This is a genomic window from Shinella sp. GW821-FHT10F02 (assembly GCF_058809275.1).
On the sequence record NZ_JBXASL010000009.1, the window covers coordinates 26,870 to 44,274 of the forward strand.

16 protein-coding genes are annotated in these 17,405 nt (G+C 63.4%); 12 read left to right on the forward strand and 4 right to left on the reverse strand.

The window, feature by feature from the left end:
* Window positions 1-9: 9 nt before the first annotated feature.
* Window positions 10-483: an Lrp/AsnC family transcriptional regulator gene (locus tag AC1RWL_RS25605; RefSeq protein WP_435266117.1), complete on the reverse strand. Its 474-nt coding sequence runs from the start codon at window positions 481-483 to the stop codon at window positions 10-12.
* Between the two features lie 129 nt (window positions 484-612).
* On the opposite strand from AC1RWL_RS25605, the gene AC1RWL_RS25610 reads away from it, so the two are divergent.
* Window positions 613-1,509: a DMT family transporter gene (locus AC1RWL_RS25610; RefSeq protein ID WP_493096611.1), complete on the forward strand. Its 897-nt coding sequence runs from the start codon at window positions 613-615 to the stop codon at window positions 1,507-1,509.
* Window positions 1,510-1,569: 60 nt separating this feature from the next.
* Here the strand turns inward: AC1RWL_RS25610 and preA are convergent, their stop codons facing one another.
* Together preA and AC1RWL_RS25620 are read right to left on the reverse strand one after the other, a co-directional pair.
* Window positions 1,570-2,883 carry an NAD-dependent dihydropyrimidine dehydrogenase subunit PreA gene (gene preA, locus AC1RWL_RS25615; protein ID WP_493096610.1) on the reverse strand — a complete coding sequence of 438 codons (1,314 nt, stop codon included), beginning with the start codon at window positions 2,881-2,883 and terminating at the stop codon, window positions 1,570-1,572.
* Between the two features lie 12 nt (window positions 2,884-2,895).
* Window positions 2,896-4,257 carry an NAD(P)-dependent oxidoreductase gene (locus AC1RWL_RS25620; RefSeq protein WP_493096609.1) on the reverse strand — a complete coding sequence of 454 codons (1,362 nt, stop codon included), beginning with the start codon at window positions 4,255-4,257 and terminating at the stop codon, window positions 2,896-2,898.
* A gap of 256 nt (window positions 4,258-4,513) precedes the next feature.
* Here AC1RWL_RS25620 and AC1RWL_RS25625 point away from each other — a divergent pair, with 256 nt between their 5' ends.
* The 8 genes from AC1RWL_RS25625 to AC1RWL_RS25660 all read left to right on the forward strand — a co-directional run bounded on the left by AC1RWL_RS25625 (window position 4,514) and on the right by AC1RWL_RS25660 (window position 13,779).
* Window positions 4,514-5,467, forward strand: a complete 954-nt coding sequence (locus AC1RWL_RS25625; RefSeq protein WP_256121098.1) for a sugar-binding transcriptional regulator — start codon at window positions 4,514-4,516, stop codon at window positions 5,465-5,467.
* Window positions 5,468-5,625: 158 nt separating this feature from the next.
* Complete coding sequence (locus AC1RWL_RS25630) at window positions 5,626-6,939, forward strand: ABC transporter substrate-binding protein (protein WP_256121099.1); 1,314 nt, start codon at window positions 5,626-5,628, stop codon at window positions 6,937-6,939.
* 188 nt (window positions 6,940-7,127) lie between these two features.
* The gene (locus tag AC1RWL_RS25635; RefSeq protein ID WP_439624231.1) at window positions 7,128-8,000 is read left to right on the forward strand and encodes a carbohydrate ABC transporter permease; all 873 of its coding nucleotides are present in this window, start codon (window positions 7,128-7,130) and stop codon (window positions 7,998-8,000) included.
* Between the two features lie 11 nt (window positions 8,001-8,011).
* Window positions 8,012-8,836, forward strand: coding sequence for a carbohydrate ABC transporter permease (locus tag AC1RWL_RS25640; RefSeq protein WP_493096608.1), 825 nt, complete (start codon window positions 8,012-8,014; stop codon window positions 8,834-8,836).
* 25 nt (window positions 8,837-8,861) lie between these two features.
* Window positions 8,862-9,863 carry an ABC transporter ATP-binding protein gene (locus AC1RWL_RS25645; protein WP_256121102.1) on the forward strand — a complete coding sequence of 334 codons (1,002 nt, stop codon included), beginning with the start codon at window positions 8,862-8,864 and terminating at the stop codon, window positions 9,861-9,863.
* 84 nt (window positions 9,864-9,947) lie between these two features.
* Window positions 9,948-11,432, forward strand: coding sequence for a mannitol dehydrogenase family protein (locus tag AC1RWL_RS25650; protein WP_493096607.1), 1,485 nt, complete (start codon window positions 9,948-9,950; stop codon window positions 11,430-11,432).
* Window positions 11,433-11,509: 77 nt separating this feature from the next.
* Window positions 11,510-12,202 carry an HAD family hydrolase gene (locus AC1RWL_RS25655; RefSeq protein ID WP_435266112.1) on the forward strand — a complete coding sequence of 231 codons (693 nt, stop codon included), beginning with the start codon at window positions 11,510-11,512 and terminating at the stop codon, window positions 12,200-12,202.
* The gene (locus tag AC1RWL_RS25660) at window positions 12,202-13,779 is read left to right on the forward strand and encodes an FGGY-family carbohydrate kinase (protein ID WP_493096606.1); all 1,578 of its coding nucleotides are present in this window, start codon (window positions 12,202-12,204) and stop codon (window positions 13,777-13,779) included. Before AC1RWL_RS25655 ends, AC1RWL_RS25660 begins: the two co-directional genes overlap by 1 nt.
* Window positions 13,780-14,063: 284 nt before the next feature.
* On the opposite strand, the gene AC1RWL_RS25665 is transcribed toward AC1RWL_RS25660, so the two are convergent.
* Complete coding sequence (locus AC1RWL_RS25665) at window positions 14,064-14,858, reverse strand: response regulator (RefSeq protein WP_439616031.1); 795 nt, start codon at window positions 14,856-14,858, stop codon at window positions 14,064-14,066.
* A 164-nt stretch (window positions 14,859-15,022) separates the two neighbouring features.
* Between AC1RWL_RS25665 and AC1RWL_RS25670 the strand changes: the two genes are divergently transcribed.
* The 3 genes from AC1RWL_RS25670 (at window position 15,023) to AC1RWL_RS25680 (ending at window position 17,393) form a co-directional block, all read left to right on the forward strand.
* Window positions 15,023-15,202 (forward strand): NepR family anti-sigma factor, encoded by a 180-nt coding sequence (locus tag AC1RWL_RS25670; protein ID WP_256121107.1) that lies wholly within the window; start codon window positions 15,023-15,025, stop codon window positions 15,200-15,202.
* 7 nt (window positions 15,203-15,209) lie between these two features.
* Window positions 15,210-15,764 (forward strand): RNA polymerase sigma factor, encoded by a 555-nt coding sequence (locus AC1RWL_RS25675; protein ID WP_256121108.1) that lies wholly within the window; start codon window positions 15,210-15,212, stop codon window positions 15,762-15,764.
* A 123-nt stretch (window positions 15,765-15,887) separates the two neighbouring features.
* Entirely contained in the window at window positions 15,888-17,393 is a 1,506-nt protein-coding gene (locus AC1RWL_RS25680; RefSeq protein WP_493096604.1) for a sensor histidine kinase, read from the forward strand.
* Window positions 17,394-17,405 lie beyond the last annotated feature (12 nt).

The following is a 17,405-nucleotide window of genomic DNA, read 5'->3' on the forward strand; positions in this document are numbered from 1 at the left end:
CGCCTATGACTAAATCGGCAGCACGGCATCGGGCTTTACGTCCCCCACCGATGCATAGGTGTGCGTCTCCCTGACACCGGGTAAAGGCAGGATCACCCGCTCCAGAAAGTCCTGAAACAGCGACATGTCGGCAATTCTCGCTTTCACGAGATAGTCGAAGCCGCCGATGACCATGTGGCATTCCAGCACTTCCGGCGCCTTCGAGATCGCATCGGAAAACCGCTCGAAAATATGCGGTGCCGTGTGGTCGAGGCGGACCTGTATGAACACCACCGTGCCGCGGCCGATCTTCTTTGGATCGAGGATCGCCCTGACGGCTTTGATATAACCCTCGCGAAACAGCCGCTTGACACGCTGGCTGGCACCGGTCGGCGACAGGCCGACCCGGTTCGCCAGTTCGAGCGTGGTGCGGCGGCCGTCTTCCTGAAGCAGCCTCAGCAGGCTGCGGTCGATCGTGTCGAGATCGGCAAGTTCATGATTCACGCTATATCATCCCGTAGATGGTGATTTTCACTTTGAATACAGGAATTCAATATATTTAGCCGCGCACAACTGAGCAATAGTATGTGATTGTCACGGGCCAAGGCCCGTCCCGCCACGAGGGAGGCAAACGTGCATATCGCCACGATCGGAGACAATGCCGGCAGCAAACGGCTGGCCATTCTGGCGGGCATTGTGTTCGTTGCAATCACCACCATCCAGTTCGTTGCCGCCCGTTTCAGCCTGCGCGAACACCTGACGGCGGCCGATATTGTGGGCCTGCGATTTCTCGGTGCCGCTTTCGTCTTTTTGCCGGTGTTATGGACGACTGGCACTGGAAAGCTGAGGGCGCTCGGCTGGCGGAAGGCCGTTCCCTTGGCCATTTTAACGGGGTTGCCCTATCCGCTGATCATCAATCAGGGGCTTGCATATGCGCCGGCGAGCCACGCTGCCGCCCTGTCGCCCGCCTCCATCCTGTTCTTCTCCTTCGTGTTCTCGCGCATCGTGTTCAAAGACAAGGTTTCCGGCGCGCGCATGGTCGGCATTGTCGCGGTCATCGTCGGCTTGCTGCTGTTCGTTTTCCACGCAGGCGCCGTCGCAGGCGACACGTTGCGCGGCGACCTGCTGTTTGCGGGATCGGGGATCATGTTTGCCGTCTATGCGGTGCTGGTGAGGCTCTGGTCGCTCGAAGCGGTGACCACGACGATCGCCGTCGTCCTCTTTTCCTGCCTGCCGCTTCCCTTGCTGCACGCCCTGGCGCCGAGCGGACTGGCAAAGGCATCCATGGCCGAGATCGCAACGCAACTGGTGATCCAGGGTTTTCTTGCCGGTGCGGTTGCGGTGGTGCTCTACACCTACGTGGTTCGTCAACTCGGCCCGCAACAGGCTTCGCTGTTCATGCCCTGCATTCCGGTGGCGACGGCGGTGGCCGGCATGGCGGTGCTCGGTGAAACACTGACGCCTTTCCAGATGATCGCCATCGCCAGCATAACATTCGGAATGGTCTTCCCGATCTTGAGAAAACGCTGACGCATCTACCACAATGCATCGATCGCAGAACGCGACGTCCTGCGATCGATTTGTGAAAGGTTACTCCGCGGCCTGCTTGGCCATCGGGTTGTTCGGGTGGGTCGTCCAGTTGGCGTAGTTGGGGTCGACGGGCTTGCCGGTGCGCTGGTCGAGGACGCCGGGTTCGAGGCCGACCATGGTGATGCAGTTTTCCACCGGGCAGACGTTGACGCAGAGATTGCAGCCGACGCACTCGTCTTCCATCACCTCGAAGTGCCTGACACCGTTGACGAACTGCGTGATCGCTTGGTGCGAGGTGTCCTCGCAGGCGATGTGGCAGCGGCCGCATTTGATGCAGGCGTCCTGGTCGATCTTGGCCTTGGCGATGTAGTTGAGGTTGAGGTATTGCCAGTCGGTGACGTTGGGCACGGCGCGGCCGCAGATGTCGTCCAGGTCGCGATGGCCCTTGGAGTCCATCCAGGAGGACAGGCCGGTGATCATTTCCTGCACGATCTTGAAGCCGTAGGTCATGGCCGCCGTGCAGACCTGCACGTTGCCGCTGCCGAGAACGAGGAATTCCGCCGCGTCGCGCCAGGTCGTGATGCCGCCGATGCCGGAGATCGGCAGTCCGTAGGTTTCCGGATCGCGGGCGATCTCGGCCACCATGTTGAGGGCGATCGGTTTTACCGCCGGGCCGCAATAGCCGCCATGGGTGCCCTTGCCGCCGACCGTCGGGTTCGGGGCGAAATTGTCGAGGTCGACGGAGACGATCGAGTTGATCGTGTTGATCAGCGACACGGCGTCGGTGCCGCCGGCCTTGGCGGCGCGGGCGGGCTTGCGGATGTCGGTGATGTTCGGCGTCAGCTTGGTGATGACGGGCATGCGCGTGTACTGCTTGCACCAGCGCACGACCATCTCGATATATTCCGGCACCTGGCCGACGGCGGCACCCATGCCGCGCTCGGACATGCCGTGCGGACAGCCGAAGTTGAGCTCGATGCCGTCGGCACCGGTCTCTTCCACCAGCGGCAGGATCGCCTTCCAGCTCTCCTCCTCGCAGGGCACCATGATCGAGGCGATCAGCGCCCGGTCCGGCCAGTTCATCTTGACCTGCTTCATCTCGCGCAGGTTGGTGTAGAGGTCGCGGTCGGTGATGAGCTCGATATTGTTCAGGCCCAGCAGCCGGCGGTCGGCGCCCCAGATCGCGCCGTAGCGCGGGCCGTTGACGTTGACGACCGGCGGGCCTTCCTCGCCGAGCGTCTTCCAGACCACGCCGCCCCACCCCGCCTTGAAGGCGCGCTCGACATTGTAGGCCTTGTCGGTCGGCGGCGCGGAGGCGAGCCAGAACGGGTTGGGCGATTTGATGCCGACGAAGTTGTTGCGAAGATCAGCCATGTCTCATCTCCCTCAAGCGACGGCAAAGGCGGGCTGCGCACCGGCGGCCAGCATGCGGTTGATCGAATCGGCGGCATCGCGGCCTTGCGCCACGGAGGTAACCGTAAGGTCCTCGCCGGCCTTCACGCAGTCACCGCCCGCCCAGACATTGGCGGTGGAGGTGCGGCCTTCGGAATCCACGACGATACGCCCGCCGCTCATCGCCAGCGAGCCGAGGCCGGAGGCTTCGAAGCTTTGGCCGATCGCCTTGAAGATCTGGTCGGCGGCGAGAACACCGGTCTCGCCGGTGCCGGTGAGCGCGCCGTCGCGCATCTCGGTATATTCCACCTCGATGCCGGCGACATGGCCGTCCTTGGCGATGACGCGCTTCGGCTGGAGCCAGTGGCGGATCATCACGCCCTTGGAGGCCGCGAGGTCCTGCTCGAATTCGGAGGCGTTCATGTGCTCCTTGCCGCGGCGGTAGCAGATGGTCACTTCCTCTGCGCCGAGCAGCTTTGCCTGTACGGCGGCGTCCACCGCCGTCATGCCGCCACCGATGACGACGACGCGGCGGCCGACGGGTATGGCAGCCTTGTCTTCGGCCTGGCGCAGTTCCGCGATGAAATCGACGGCGTCGACGACGCCCGGCAGCGTTTCGCCCTCGGCGCGCAAGGCGTTGACGCCGGCAAGGCCCATGCCGAGGAAGACGGCGTCGAAATTGGCGGTGAGGTCGGCGAGCGAGAAATCGCGGCCGAGCTTCAGGCCGTTCTTCACCTCGATGCCGCCGATCGCCAGCACGTAGTCGATTTCCTTCTGCGCGAAATCATCGACCGCCTTGTAGGTGGCGATGCCGTATTCGTTGAGGCCGCCGGCCTTTTCGCGTGCATCGAAGACGACGACGTCATGGCCGTTCATGGCGAGGCGGTGGGCGGCTGCGAGGCCTGCCGGCCCGGCGCCAACAACGGCGATCGCCTTGCCGGTGCGTGCGGCGCGCTCATAAAAATGCTTGTTCTCCGTCATCGCGACGTCGGTTGCGTAGCGTTGCAGGCGGCCGATCTCGACGGGGCGGTGTTCGGCGGTGTTGCGCACGCATACCTGTTCGCACAGCGTCTCGGTGGGACAGACGCGGGCACACATGCCGCCGAGGATGTTCTGGTCGAAGATGGTCTTCGCCGAACCGATCGGGTTGCCGGTCGAGATCTGGCGGATGAACAGCGGAATGTCGATGGAGGTGGGACAGGCCGTCATGCACGGCGCGTCATGACAGAAGTAGCAGCGGTCTGCCGCGACCAGCGCCTCGTGATCGTCGAGGCGCGGATGGAGGTCGGAAAAATTTGTCTCGTATTCGGCGGGCGCAAGTCGCCCCCGATGGATCCCAGATTGCGTCGTTCCCATGTTATTCTCCCATTCGCGTGGGCTTTTGAATGACAGAACGGTAACTCAGGTTTATTTTTTTATCAAACGGTAAAATTTACGAAGAAATGCCGGTTTCTCAGGCGGTCCAGCGCGCAAAAACATGAGATTTTAAGTTATGTTTTCAGCGCATTGCTGGTAACGCATGGCGGAGGCTGTCCCTGCTGCGGCATCATGTGACGTTTGACAGAGGGCGTGAAAAGATGCAGCAAATCGTTTGAAACAATCGGGGAAAACCATGGCGAAGCGGACGGAGACAGCCGGGCGGCTGGACGATGCGGCGAGGGCTGGCTGGCTCTATTACGTCGCGGGCCGCACGCAGGACGAGATCGCGTCCGCCATGGGCATTTCCCGCCAGTCGGCGCAGCGCCTCGTGTCGCTCGCCGTCGCCGAGCGCCTGATCAAGGTGCGCCTCGACCATCCGATCGCCGAATGCCTGGAACTGGGCGAAGCGCTGCGCAAGAAATTCGGGCTGGTGCATGTCGATATCGTGCCGAGCGATCCGGGCTCCTCGTCCACGACGATCGGCATTGCGGAAGCTGGGGCGGCGGAAATCGAGCGCTGGCTGAAGAAGACCGACCCGATCGTGCTGGCGGTCGGCACCGGGCGCACGCTGAAGGCGGCGATCGACCAGCTGCCGACGATGGAATGTCCGCAGCACCGCATCATGTCCTTGACCGGCAATATCGGGCCGGACGGTTCGGCTGCCTATTACAACGTCATCTTCTCGATGGCCGATGCGGTGAAGGCGCGGCACTATCCGATGCCGCTGCCGGTGCTCGTCTCCTCCACCGAGGAGCGCGACCTGCTGCACAAGCAGAGCCTCGTGCAATCCACCTTGCGGCTCGGCCGCGAGGCGGACGTCGCCTTTGTCGGTATCGGCGAGCTTGGCGCGGATGCGCCGCTCTGCCTCGACGGCTTCCTCGATCCGGAGGAAATGGCGCGGCTGATGGAGGAGGGCGCCGCGGGCGAGATCTGCGGCTGGATGTTCGACCGCGATGGCAAGCTGCTCGAAGGCAGCATCAACGAACGCGTCGCCTCTGTGCCACTGCCGCCGCGCGAGACGACGACGGTGATCGGGCTTGCCAAGGGCAAGCGCAAGCATCTCGCCCTGCTCTCGGCGCTGCGCGGCGGCATGATCAACGGCGTCATCACCGATGAGTCGACCGCGCGCCACCTGCTTTCGGCCTGAGCCGAACGGGTCTCCACACAGAAATTTCCCATGAAATTCAATGGACGCTGCTCCGCTTTGTGCGGTGCAGCAACGATTCGCGTTGACTTATCATGGCAATTTATGGGTAATTGCTCATGAGCGAAGCAAATGCTCAAAACCCTTCTGGGAGGAAGATGATGAATTTGAGAACCCTTCTGCTGGGCGTCAGCTCGGCTGCTCTCCTGTGCGGTTTCGCCAACGCCGAAACGCTGACCATCGCCACCGTCAACAACGGCGACATGGTGCGCATGCAGGGGCTGACGGAAGCCTTCACGACGAAGAACCCGGACATTCAGCTCGAGTGGGTCACGCTCGAGGAAAACGTGCTGCGTGAACGCGTCACGACCGATGTCGCGACCAAGGGCGGTCAGTACGACATCATGACAATCGGCACCTACGAGGTTCCGATCTGGGCAAAGCAGGGCTGGCTGGTGCCGCTCGACAATCTCGGCGCCGACTACGACGTCGATGACCTGCTGCCGGCCATTCGCGCCGGTCTGACGGGCGACGACGGCAAGCTCTATGCCGCGCCGTTCTACGGCGAAAGCTCGATGGTCATGTACCGCAAGGACCTGATCGAGAAGGCCGGGCTCACCATGCCCGACGCGCCGACCTGGGAGTTCATCGGTGAAGCGGCCCGCAAGATGACCGACCGCGCGGCCGGCATCAACGGCATCTGCCTTCGCGGCAAGGCCGGCTGGGGCGAGAACATGGCGTTCCTGACCGCCACGTCCAACGCCTTCGGCGCCCGCTGGTTCGACGAGAAGTGGGTGCCGCAGTTCGACCAGCCGGAATGGAAGAACACGCTCGACATGTACGTCAAGCTGATGACCGACGCCGGCCCGCAGGGCGCGTCCTCCAACGGCTTCAACGAGAACCTTGCGCTCTTCCAGCAGGGCAAGTGCGGCATGTGGATCGACGCCACGGTCGCCGCATCCTTCGTAACGAACCCGAAGGAATCGACGGTCGCCGACAAGGTCGGTTTCGCCCTTGCTCCGGACACGGGCCTCGGCAAGCGCGGCAACTGGCTCTGGGCCTGGAACCTCGCCATCCCGGCAGGCTCGCAGAAGACCGAAGCGGCAGAAAAGTTCATCGCCTGGGCAACCAGCAAGGAATATGCCGCTCTCGTCGCCGAGAAGGAAGGCTGGGCAAACGTGCCTCCGGGCACGCGCAAGTCGCTCTATGAGAACGCCGAGTACCAGAAGGCGGCTCCGTTCGCCAAGATGACGCTCGACTCGATCGACGCCGCCGATCCGAAGAACCCGGCCGTCAAGCCGGTGCCCTATGTCGGCGTGCAGTTCGTGGCCATCCCTGAATTCCAGGGTCTCGGCACGACGGTCGGCCAGCTCTTCTCGGCAGCCCTTGCCGGCCAGATGACGGTCGACGATGCGCTTGCCCAGGCACAGCAGGTCACCACCCGCGAAATGACCCGCGCCGGCTACATCAAGTAAACCTCCTCCCCAAGGACAGGCTGCCCGGATGCGTTCCGGGCAGCCGAAAACGGGGTCTTTGCATCCGGCGCGGCCATTCCGCGCCGGAACTGTAAAAAACGTGTGACAACGGCACTCGGGCTCTATCCAATATGGATGCGATGCCTGTCCGGCGCGGGGAGCGGCCGGCGAAAAGGGAGGTCACGACAATGGCGACGGAGAACACGCGCGGTTTGGCGCGGATGATGTTGGCGCCCTCGGTGGGGTTGCTGTTGATCTGGATGATCGTGCCATTGGCGATGACGCTGTGGTTTTCGTTCCAGAACTACAACCTCCTGAACCCAGCGAATGTCAGCTGGGCGGGGCTGTTCAACTATCAGTATTTCTATACCGATCCGGCCTTCTTCCAGTCGATCTGGAACACGCTGCTGATCGTCGGCGGGGTGCTGCTGATCACGGTGATCGGCGGTATCGGGATTGCGCTGCTGCTCGACCAGCCGATGTGGGGGCAGGGGATCGTGCGCATCATGATCATCTCGCCGTTCTTCGTCATGCCGCCGGTGGCGGCCCTCGTCTGGAAGAACATGATCATGCACCCGGGCTACGGGGTGCTTGCGGATATCAACCGGTCCCTTGGTCTCCAGCCGGTCGACTGGTTTGCGCAATATCCGCTGTTCTCGATCATCATCATCGTCGCCTGGCAATGGCTGCCGTTTGCCACGCTCATCCTGCTGACCGCCCTGCAATCGCTTGACGGCGAGCAGAAGGAAGCGGCCGAGATGGATGGCGCCGGCTTTATTTCCCGCTTCATCTACCTGACGGTGCCGCATCTCTCGCGCTCGATCACGGTCGTCATCCTCATTCAGACGATCTTCCTGCTCGGCGTCTATGCGGAAATCCTCGTCACGACGAATGGCGGACCGGGTTATGCGTCCACCAACCTGCCGTTCCTGATCTACCGCACGGCCCTTCTCGGCTACGACGTCGGCGGAGCCTCCGCCGGTGGCATTATCGCCGTCATCCTCGCCAATATCGTCGCCTTCTTCCTGATGCGCGCCGTCGGCAAGAACCTGGACAAGTAGGGAGCAAGATCATGGCTAGAGCCGTTTCAACGAGAAGAACCGTCGTCTTCACGATCGCCGCCTGGATCATCGCGCTGATCATCTTCTTCCCGATCCTCTACACGATCATCACCTCGTTCAAATCCGAGACCGAGGCGATCCAGGGCTTCAACATCCTTCCGTCCGGCACGGTCGAGAGCTACCAGGCCGTTCAGGCGCAGAGCAACTACTTCAAGTTCTTCCTGAACTCGGTGGTCCTGTCGCTCGGCTCGACGCTCTTGGCACTCTTGATCGCCGTGCCGGCCGCCTGGTCGATGGCGTTCTCGCCGACCGCCAAGACCAAGGACATCCTGATGTGGATGCTCTCCACCAAGATGATGCCGGCCGTCGCCGTGCTGGTGCCGATCTACCTGCTGTTCCGCGACTTCGGCCTGCTCGACAGCCGCATCGGCCTCACCGTCATGCTGACCATGATCAACCTGCCGATCGTGATCTGGATGCTCTACACCTACTTCCGCGAAATTCCGGGCGAGATCCTGGAGGCGGCACGCATGGATGGCGCATCGCTCTGGGGCGAGATCGTCTACGTGCTGACGCCGATGGCGGTGCCGGGCATCGCGTCGACCATGCTGCTCAACATCATCCTCGCCTGGAACGAGGCCTTCTGGACGATCCGCCTGACGACGACCAACGCCGCGCCGCTGACCGCCTTCATTGCCTCGTTCTCCAGCCCGCAGGGTCTCTTCTGGGCGAAACTCTCGGCAGCCTCCACGCTCGCCATCGCCCCCATCCTCATCATGGGATGGTTTTCGCAAAAGCAGCTTGTCCGCGGCCTGACCTTCGGCGCCGTGAAGTAAAGACCAGGATCGGGGAGGAGCCATCATGGGCAAGATCATTCTGAAGAAAGTCAACAAGAGCTTCGGCGCGACGCAGGTCATTCCGGGCATCGACCTCACCATCGAGGACGGCGAGTTCGTGGTTTTCGTCGGCCCGTCGGGCTGCGGCAAGTCCACGCTGCTGCGCCTTATCGCCGGTCTCGAAGACACCACCAGCGGCTCGATCGAGATCGACGGACGCGACGTCACCGGCGAGGCACCCGCACGGCGCGGGCTTGCCATGGTGTTCCAGTCCTACGCGCTCTATCCGCATATGAGCGTGCGCAACAACATCGCCTTCCCGCTGAAGATGGCGAAGATGGACCAGGCCGCGATCGACAAGAAGGTGACGGATGCCGCGCGCGTCCTGAACCTCACCAATTACCTCGACCGTCGTCCGGGTCAACTTTCCGGTGGTCAGCGCCAGCGCGTGGCCATCGGCCGGGCGATCGTGCGCGAACCGTCGGCCTTTCTTTTCGACGAGCCGCTGTCGAACCTCGACGCGGCACTGCGCGGCACGATGCGGCTCGAGATCAGCGAGCTGCACCACCAGCTGAAGACCACGATGATCTACGTCACCCACGACCAGGTGGAAGCCATGACCATGGCCGACAAGATCGTGGTTCTCAACGCCGGCAACATCGAGCAGGTCGGCTCGCCGCTCGACCTCTACAACAAGCCCGACAACCTCTTCGTCGCCGGCTTCATCGGCTCGCCGCGCATGAACTTCGTCAAGGGCGAGGCGGCCAAGCCGTGGAACGCGCCGACCGTCGGCATCCGCCCGGAGCACCTGAAGCTTTCCAAGGAGAGCGGCACCTGGAAGGGCCTCGTCGGCGTCGCCGAACATCTCGGTTCCGACACCTTCCTGCACGTCAATGCCGAGGGCATCGGCATGATGACGGTGCGCGCCGGCGGCGACTTCCCCGTCACCCATGGCGACACCGTCTACCTGACGCCGGAAGAGGGCCGCATCCATCGTTTCGACGACAAGGGCCTGGCCATCCGCTGAGGCACACCAGAACGAGCCGGGGCCGCACGTACATCGCGAGGCCCCGGCACGAAGCAGAGACCGGACAACCGGAAGGAATGGACCATGACCACGAAACTGTCGCTCGCCACCCTGACGGATGTCGCAAAGACCGCGGGCGTGCCGGCCTACGGGCGCGAAGACCTCAAGGCGGGCATCGTGCACTTCGGCGTCGGCAACTTCCACCGGGCGCACCAGGCGGTCTATCTCGACGACCTGTTCAATCTCGGCCTCGACCATGACTGGGCGATCATCGGCGCCGGCGTCCTGCCGTCCGACGCGGCGATGCGGGCAAAGCTCGAAGGCCAGGATTTCCTGACCACCGTCGTCGAGCAGGACAACAACCGCTCTGGCGCCCGCGTCACGGGCGCGATGACCGGCTATCTCGCCCCCGGCAATGCCGCCGCGACCATTGCCCAACTCACCGATCCTGCGATCCGCATCGTGTCGCTGACCATCACCGAGGGCGGCTATTTCATCAACCCGGCCTCCGGCCATTTCGACCCGAGCCATCCGGCCATCGCCGCCGATGCCGTAAATCCGGCCGATCCGAAGACCGTCTTCGGCCTCATCCTCGCTGGTCTCAAGGCCCGCCGCGACAAGGATATCCCCCCCTATACCGTGATGTCCTGCGACAACATTCCCGGCAATGGCGAGGTGACGCATGCCGCCGTCTCCGGCCTTGCGCGCCTCTCCGACCCTGATCTCGCCGACTGGATCGACGGCAATGTCGCCTTCCCGAACGGCATGGTCGACCGCATCACGCCGGCGACGGGCGCTCGCGAAATCGCCATCGTCGCCGACGACTACGAAATCGACGACCAATGGCCGGTGTTCTGCGAAGAGTTCAAGCAATGGGTGCTGGAGGACAACTTCCCGGAAGGCCGCCCGGAGCTGGAAAAGGTCGGCGTGCAGTTCGTGCCCGATGTCGCGCCCTACGAGCACATGAAGATCCGCATCCTCAACGGCGGCCATGCGGCGATCGCCTATCCCGCAGCGCTGCTCGACATCCACTTCGTACACGAGGCGATGGAGGATGCGGATATCCGCGCCTTCCTGGCCAAGCTGGAACGCGAGGAAATCATCCCCGTCATCCCGCCGGTGCCGGACACCGACCTCAACGATTATTTCGCGCTGATCGAACGCCGCTTCTCGAACCCGAAGATCGCCGACACGATCCCGCGCCTCGCCCAGGACGGCTCCAACCGCCAGCCGAAATTCATCCTGCCGTCCACCGCCGACCGCCTTGCCCGCGGCGAGGACGTCACAGGCCTTGCGCTGGTTTCCGCGCTCTGGTGCCATTATCTCGCCGGCACCACGGACAGCGGCAAGCCGATCCCCCTCAACGATCCCAATGCCGACCGCATCCAGGCCGCCGCAAGTGCCGCGAAGGACAACCCCCAGGCCTTCCTCGCGCTTGACGACATTTTCGGCGCCGTCGCGCAGTCGGACCTGTTCCAGCAGCGCTTCGCCAATGCCCTGACATCCCTCCAGCGGGACGGCACGCGCGAAACCTTGAAGCGCTATCTCGGAAATTCGCTCTCGAACTGAGAAAACCCCACAAAAGACGGGGCTTTCCATCGGCGGGGGCAGACGTTACCACGGGGGCCAGAAACGGAACGAAAACCATGGCCGCCACCAAGACAGAACTGGTCATCTTCGATTGCGACGGCGTGCTCGTCGACAGCGAGCCGATATCGCTTACGGTGCTGGTCGAGGCATTGGCGGCGGCCGGCGTCGCGATGAGCGAGGAGGAGGCACACGACCGCTTCCTCGGCCGCAGCCTGAAGAGCATGTCGGAAATCCTGCATGACGAATACGGCCTGGCGATCGACGCGGCCTTTCTTGAAGCCATGCGCAAGGTGCTCTACGAGCGGTTTCGCGCCGAGCTTCAGCCGATCGAGGGCATTGCCGAGACGGTGGACGGGCTCGGCATCGCCCATTGCGTCGCCTCGTCGAGCCAGCCGGAACGCATCCGCCTGTCGCTTACCGTCACCGGCCTGATCGATCGTTTCGAGCCGAACATTTTCAGCGCCAGCATGGTGGCGCGCGGCAAGCCGGCGCCCGACCTTTTCCTCCATGCCAGCGCCGCGATGGGTGTCGCGCCCGGCCACTGCGTCGTGGTGGAAGACAGCCCGGCCGGCATTTCGGCGGCGAAATCCGCCGGCATGCGCGTCGTCGCCTTCACCGGCGGCTCCCATGCGCGCACGCCGCGCCATCGCGACACGCTCCTCAGCCTGAACCCCGACGCCCTGTTTGACGACATGCGGGAATTGTTACAGTTTGTCCGCAAGGAAGAGGCCGACGGGAAAGAGCATTGATGCGCGATTTGATCGTTGCGGTGGACATCGGCACCGGCAGTGCCCGCGCCGGCGTGTTCGACCGAAGCGGCACGCTCCTGGGGCGGTCCGAACACCCGATCGCCATGCGCCGGCCCAGTCCCGACCACGCCGAGCACGATTCGGAAAACATCTGGCAGGCGGTCTGCATTTCGCTGAAGTCAGCGCTTGCGGTGGCGGGTGTCGCGGCGGGGCGCATCGCGGCACTCGGCATCGACGCAACCTGCTCGCTGGTGGTGCGGGACAGGCAGGGCCAGCCGCTTGCCGTCTCGGGCGGTGAGGAGGCGCGCTGGGACACCATCGTCTGGCTCGACCATCGTGCGCTGAAGGAAGCCGACATCTGCACCGCGACCAAACATCCGGTGCTCGCCCATTCCGGCAGCGTCATGTCGCCGGAAATGGAGATGCCGAAGCTGATGTGGCTGAAGCGCCACCGGCCGGAGCAATGGGCGAAAACCGGCTTCTTCTTCGATCTTGCCGATTTCATCACCTGGCGGGCGACCGGCTCGAATGCGCGGTCGCGCTGCACGATGACGGGCAAATGGAACTACCTCGCCCATGAGGAAAAGCCGTGGAGCGAAAGTTTTCTCCAGGCGATCGGGCTTGAGGACCTGCGCGAGCGCGGCTCGCTGCCCGAAGAAACGCTGGCGGTGGGCGAGGCGATCGGGCGGCTGAAGGCAGAGGCGGCGCAGGACCTTGGCCTTGACACGGATTGCGTGGTCGCGACCGGCCTGATCGATGCCTATGCCGGCACGTTCGGCGTGCTCGGCCCCTTCGCCGGCCAGCCGGAGAAGCTGGAGCGCCAGTTGGCACTGATCGGCGGCACGTCGAGCTGCATCGTCGCCTTCTCGCGAGAGAAGAAATTCGGCTTCGGCATGTGGGGGCCTTATTACGAGGCGGTGCTGCCGGGCTGGTGGCTGGTCGAGGGCGGGCAATCGGCGACGGGCGCGCTGCTCGATCATATCGTGCGCCTGCACAGCGCCGGCGGCGAGCCTTCGGCGGCAAACCATGCGCGCATCGTCGCCCGCATCCGCGAGATGCAGCAGGAGGAGGGCGAGGCCTTCGCCGACCGGCTCCATGTGCTGCCGGATTTCCACGGCAACCGCTCGCCGCTGGCCGATCCGCATGCGCTGGGTGTCATCAGCGGGCTGGCACTCGATGCCTCCTTCGACGGGCTCTGCCGGCTCTACTGGCGCACCTCAGTCGCCATCGCGCTCGGCATCCGGCACATTCTCGACAAGCTCGGCGACTGCGGCTACGTGCTCGATACGCTGCATGTCACCGGCGGTCATGTCCGCAATCCGCTGCTGATGGAGCTTTACCGCGACGTCACCGGCTGCCGCGTCGTCGTGGCGGATACCAACGATGCCGTGCTGCTCGGAACGGCCATGGTCGCGGCGGTGGCGGGCGGGCTTTATGCCGATCTTCAGGCGGCGGGTGCGGGCATGTATCCGGGCGGCAGCGAATATAGGGCGGATGTGAAGGGTCGCTACGACCGGGATTACCGCCGTTTCCTCGCGCTTTACAGGCACCGGGCAGAGCTCGAAACGATCGAATAAAAAGATCAAAAAAATTTGCAACCGGGCGGAACCAAATCCGTTGTCGCGTGTTTTTGTGTCGTCACCGGTCTGCGCATATCCCCCAAATGCGAGGCCCTCGACTGGTGATCGACCACGATACCGTGTCCCCCTCCGGTCCGTGGATACTCAAGCAGCCAGTGCCTCCCAGGCGCTGGCTGTTTTCTTTTGTGCGGGTGACGAACACTAGAAAAAGCGAAGGCGGCGGTGGGCGTGCCTCCCACCGCCGCCGGCCGCGCCGCCGCTGCGGCCATCCGGGAGCTAGATCAAGCCGCGGCGCGCGCTTGCGGGGTAAAGAGAAGGGCCTGGTTGATCAGGACCTTCACCTGCTCCGGATTGAACGGTTTCGAGACGAGGAAGGCCGGTTCCGGCCGCTCGCCGGTCAGGAGCCGTTCGGGATAGGCGGTGATGAAGATGACGGGAATGTCGGTCCGCGACAGGATGGTGTTGACCGCGTCGATGCCGGAACTGCCATCGGCCAACCGTACGTCGGCGAGAACCAGTCCGGGGCGGCTGTCGCTCCACAGCGTCTCGGCCTCGGCCTGCGTGCGGGCGATGCCGGTGACGCGGTGGCCCATGCCGTTGACCATGTGGGCGAGGTCGAGCGCGATGAGCGGCTCATCCTCGATGATCATGATGCCGGTCTGCGCCTGGGCGGCGATTTCCGCGAAGGCGGCATCGAGCAGGGCGCGGATGTCGGTCATTTCCGCTTCAAGAATTTCCGCGGTCCGTTCCACCGAGAAACCTTCGACGGTTGCGAGCAGCAACGCCTGGCGGCCGAGCGGCGGAACGCCGGAGAGGTCGAAGGGCGCTTCCCGGCCGGGCGCGATGGCGCCGGCGCGGCGGCTCATCGAAACGGGGAGGGAGGAAATGATGCGGCTCAGGAGCCCGAAGAGCTTCGCCTTGTCGTCCTCGCCCTCCGGCATGACGGAAGGATCGATGAGGATCGTTTCGAGCGTGGCGGCCACATAGGCGTCGCCGGAGGATTGGGTGCCCGTGAGGGCGCGTGCGTAACGGCGCAGCGCCGGCAGGTGCGGTCCGATGCGGTCGGAAATCGGCATGATTGGTCCCCTGTTCTTAAATTGCTGCAATTGCAGTTGACGGTTTGAACGCGGGAACCAAATTTAAGTTCCAAAGCATGGAACCTTTTTTGCTGCGGGGCATTTCCAAGCCGAATTCGTCACTAGGGCGCGATGAACAATGAAAGTGGCCAAGAGTGAATAGCGTGGAACATAAAACGAATGCCGCCAAGCCTCGAAAGAGGCCGGATGATCCCAATGCACAGATCGCGACGAAACTTCGTGCATTCTACCATTCGGTACAGGACGAGACGCTTCCCCAACGGTTCTTGGATCTTCTCGAAAAGCTGGATGCTGTCGAAAACAGCGTTCAACGGGCCGAGTGAGGACGAGATGGAACAGCGACAGACGACTTTCAAGCGTGAACTCCTCGCAGTTCTTCCCAGCCTGCGCGCCTTCGCCATTTCGCTGATCGGCCGCCACGACCAGGCGGACGACCTCGTGCAGGACACGATCATGAAGGCCTGGGCCAAGCAGGAACAGTTCGAAATGGGCACGAACATGAAGGCCTGGCTCTTCACGATCCTGCGCAACGAACTCTACAGCAAGCTGCGCAAGCGCGGCCGCGAGGTGCAGGACAGCGACGGCATCTTTACCGAGAACCTCGCGCAGCATCCCTCGCAATACGGTTCGCTGGACATGCAGGATTTCAAGAAAGCGCTCGAAAAGCTGCCGGACGAGCAGCGCGAGGCGATCATCCTCGTCGGCGCTTCCGGCTTCTCCTATGAGGAAGCGGCTGAAATCTGCGGCTGCGCGCTCGGCACCATCAAGAGCCGCGTGAACCGGGCCCGCCAGCGCTTGCAGGAGCTTTTGCAAGTCAGCGGCGAGGGTGACTACGGGCCGGATGCCATTTCGGCGCCGATCACGTCGCGCGCCTTCGCATCGTAATTCTACCAAACGCCGCCTGTCATGATGACGGGCGGCGGAAAGATTGAGGGGATTGGGACGAATCTGCGTCTGCCGGCATGACTGGCTGGTGAAATGGGACGTGGAATCGCTTACCGAAAGTGTATGAAGGATAACGTTCAGCCACTACCGTCCGATTTTGAAGCGGTTCTGGGCGCGCCAGACCGTTTGGCGGCGCTTGAGGCTGTGATGCCGGTCTTTCTCGGCCCCGATCCCGATTTCGACGACATTGCCGGACTTGCCGCGGGACTGTTTTCCGCGCCGATCGCCCTCGTCACCATTCTCGGCCGCACGGACCAGTGGTTCCTGGCGCGCGAGGGCACGCGGGAGATCCGTGCGCCCTCGGCGGATTCTTTCTGTGTGCGATTGATCACCGAAAATGTCGACGAACCGCTGGTCGTCGCCGATGCCACCAAGGATCATCGGTTTTCCGGCCTGCCGAGTGTTGTCGGCGAGCCGCACCTGCGTTTTTATGCCGGCGTGCCGATCGTCGTCAGCGGCCAGCCGATCGGCACGGTCTGTGTCTTCGACGTGAAGCCGCATCCGCGCGTCTCCCCCGATCTCCTGCCGCGCCTGAAGCAACTGGCATCGCTTGCCACCTCGCTGCTCGGGCTGAAGGAGGAGGCGCGACGGCGCGCGCTGGCGGCCGAAGTTCTCTCGCGCGACGAAAAGCGCCATGCGCTGGCGCTCGATGCGGCCAATGTCGCAAGCTGGCTGTGGGATATCTCGACGGGCATAGTCTCTGGCAATGAGACCTTCTACCGCATGCTCGGCGTCAAGCCGGCACGGCCGATGAGCGCGCGCAAATTCTTCACTGCCGTGCATCCGGCAGACCGCAAGGTCACCATCGGCCGCCTGCGCGATGCGCTCGCCTCCGGCAAGGAATATGACGGCCTGTTCCGGGCCGCGAAATCGGGGCGGTGGCTGCTCGGGCGCGGGCGCGTGCATGAATGGGATGCGGACGGCAAGCCGACGGTGTTTCTCGGCATCAATGTCGACGTCACCGACGGGCAGCTTGCCTCCGAGCGCACGCGCCTCCTGCTGCGCGAACTCAACCACCGCGTCAAGAACACGCTTGCCATGCTGCAATCGCTGGCGCGCCAGACGCTGCGGCAGACGAGCGACCCGGTCGAATTCATGGATGCCTTCGCCGGCCGGCTGCAATCGCTCTCGGAGGCGCATGGCCTGCTCAGCGACCACGAATGGGGCGTCATCCATCTGAAAATGCTGTTGCAGAAGCAGATCATGCCCTATGCGATGGATTATGAAGGCCAGGTCGAGATCCACAAGGACGAGGTGGAGCTTGGGCCGGACCAGGCTGTCGGGCTCGGTCTCGTGCTGCACGAGCTTGCCACTAATGCCCGCAAATATGGCGGCCTGTCGCTGCGCAGCGGCAAGGTGGTGATCACCGCGCGTGTCCTGAACGAGGACGGCCAGCGCGTGCTTAACATGACGTGGCACGAGGTCGGCGGGCCGCCGGTCAAGCCGGAGGGGCGCCGCGGCTTCGGCTCGGTGCTGATCGAGCGCAGCCTCGACAAGATCCTCGGCAGCAGCGTGCATGTCGAGTATCTGCCGAAGGGCGTCACGGCCGTCATCCGCATGCCGCTTTAAAAAATCAGGAAA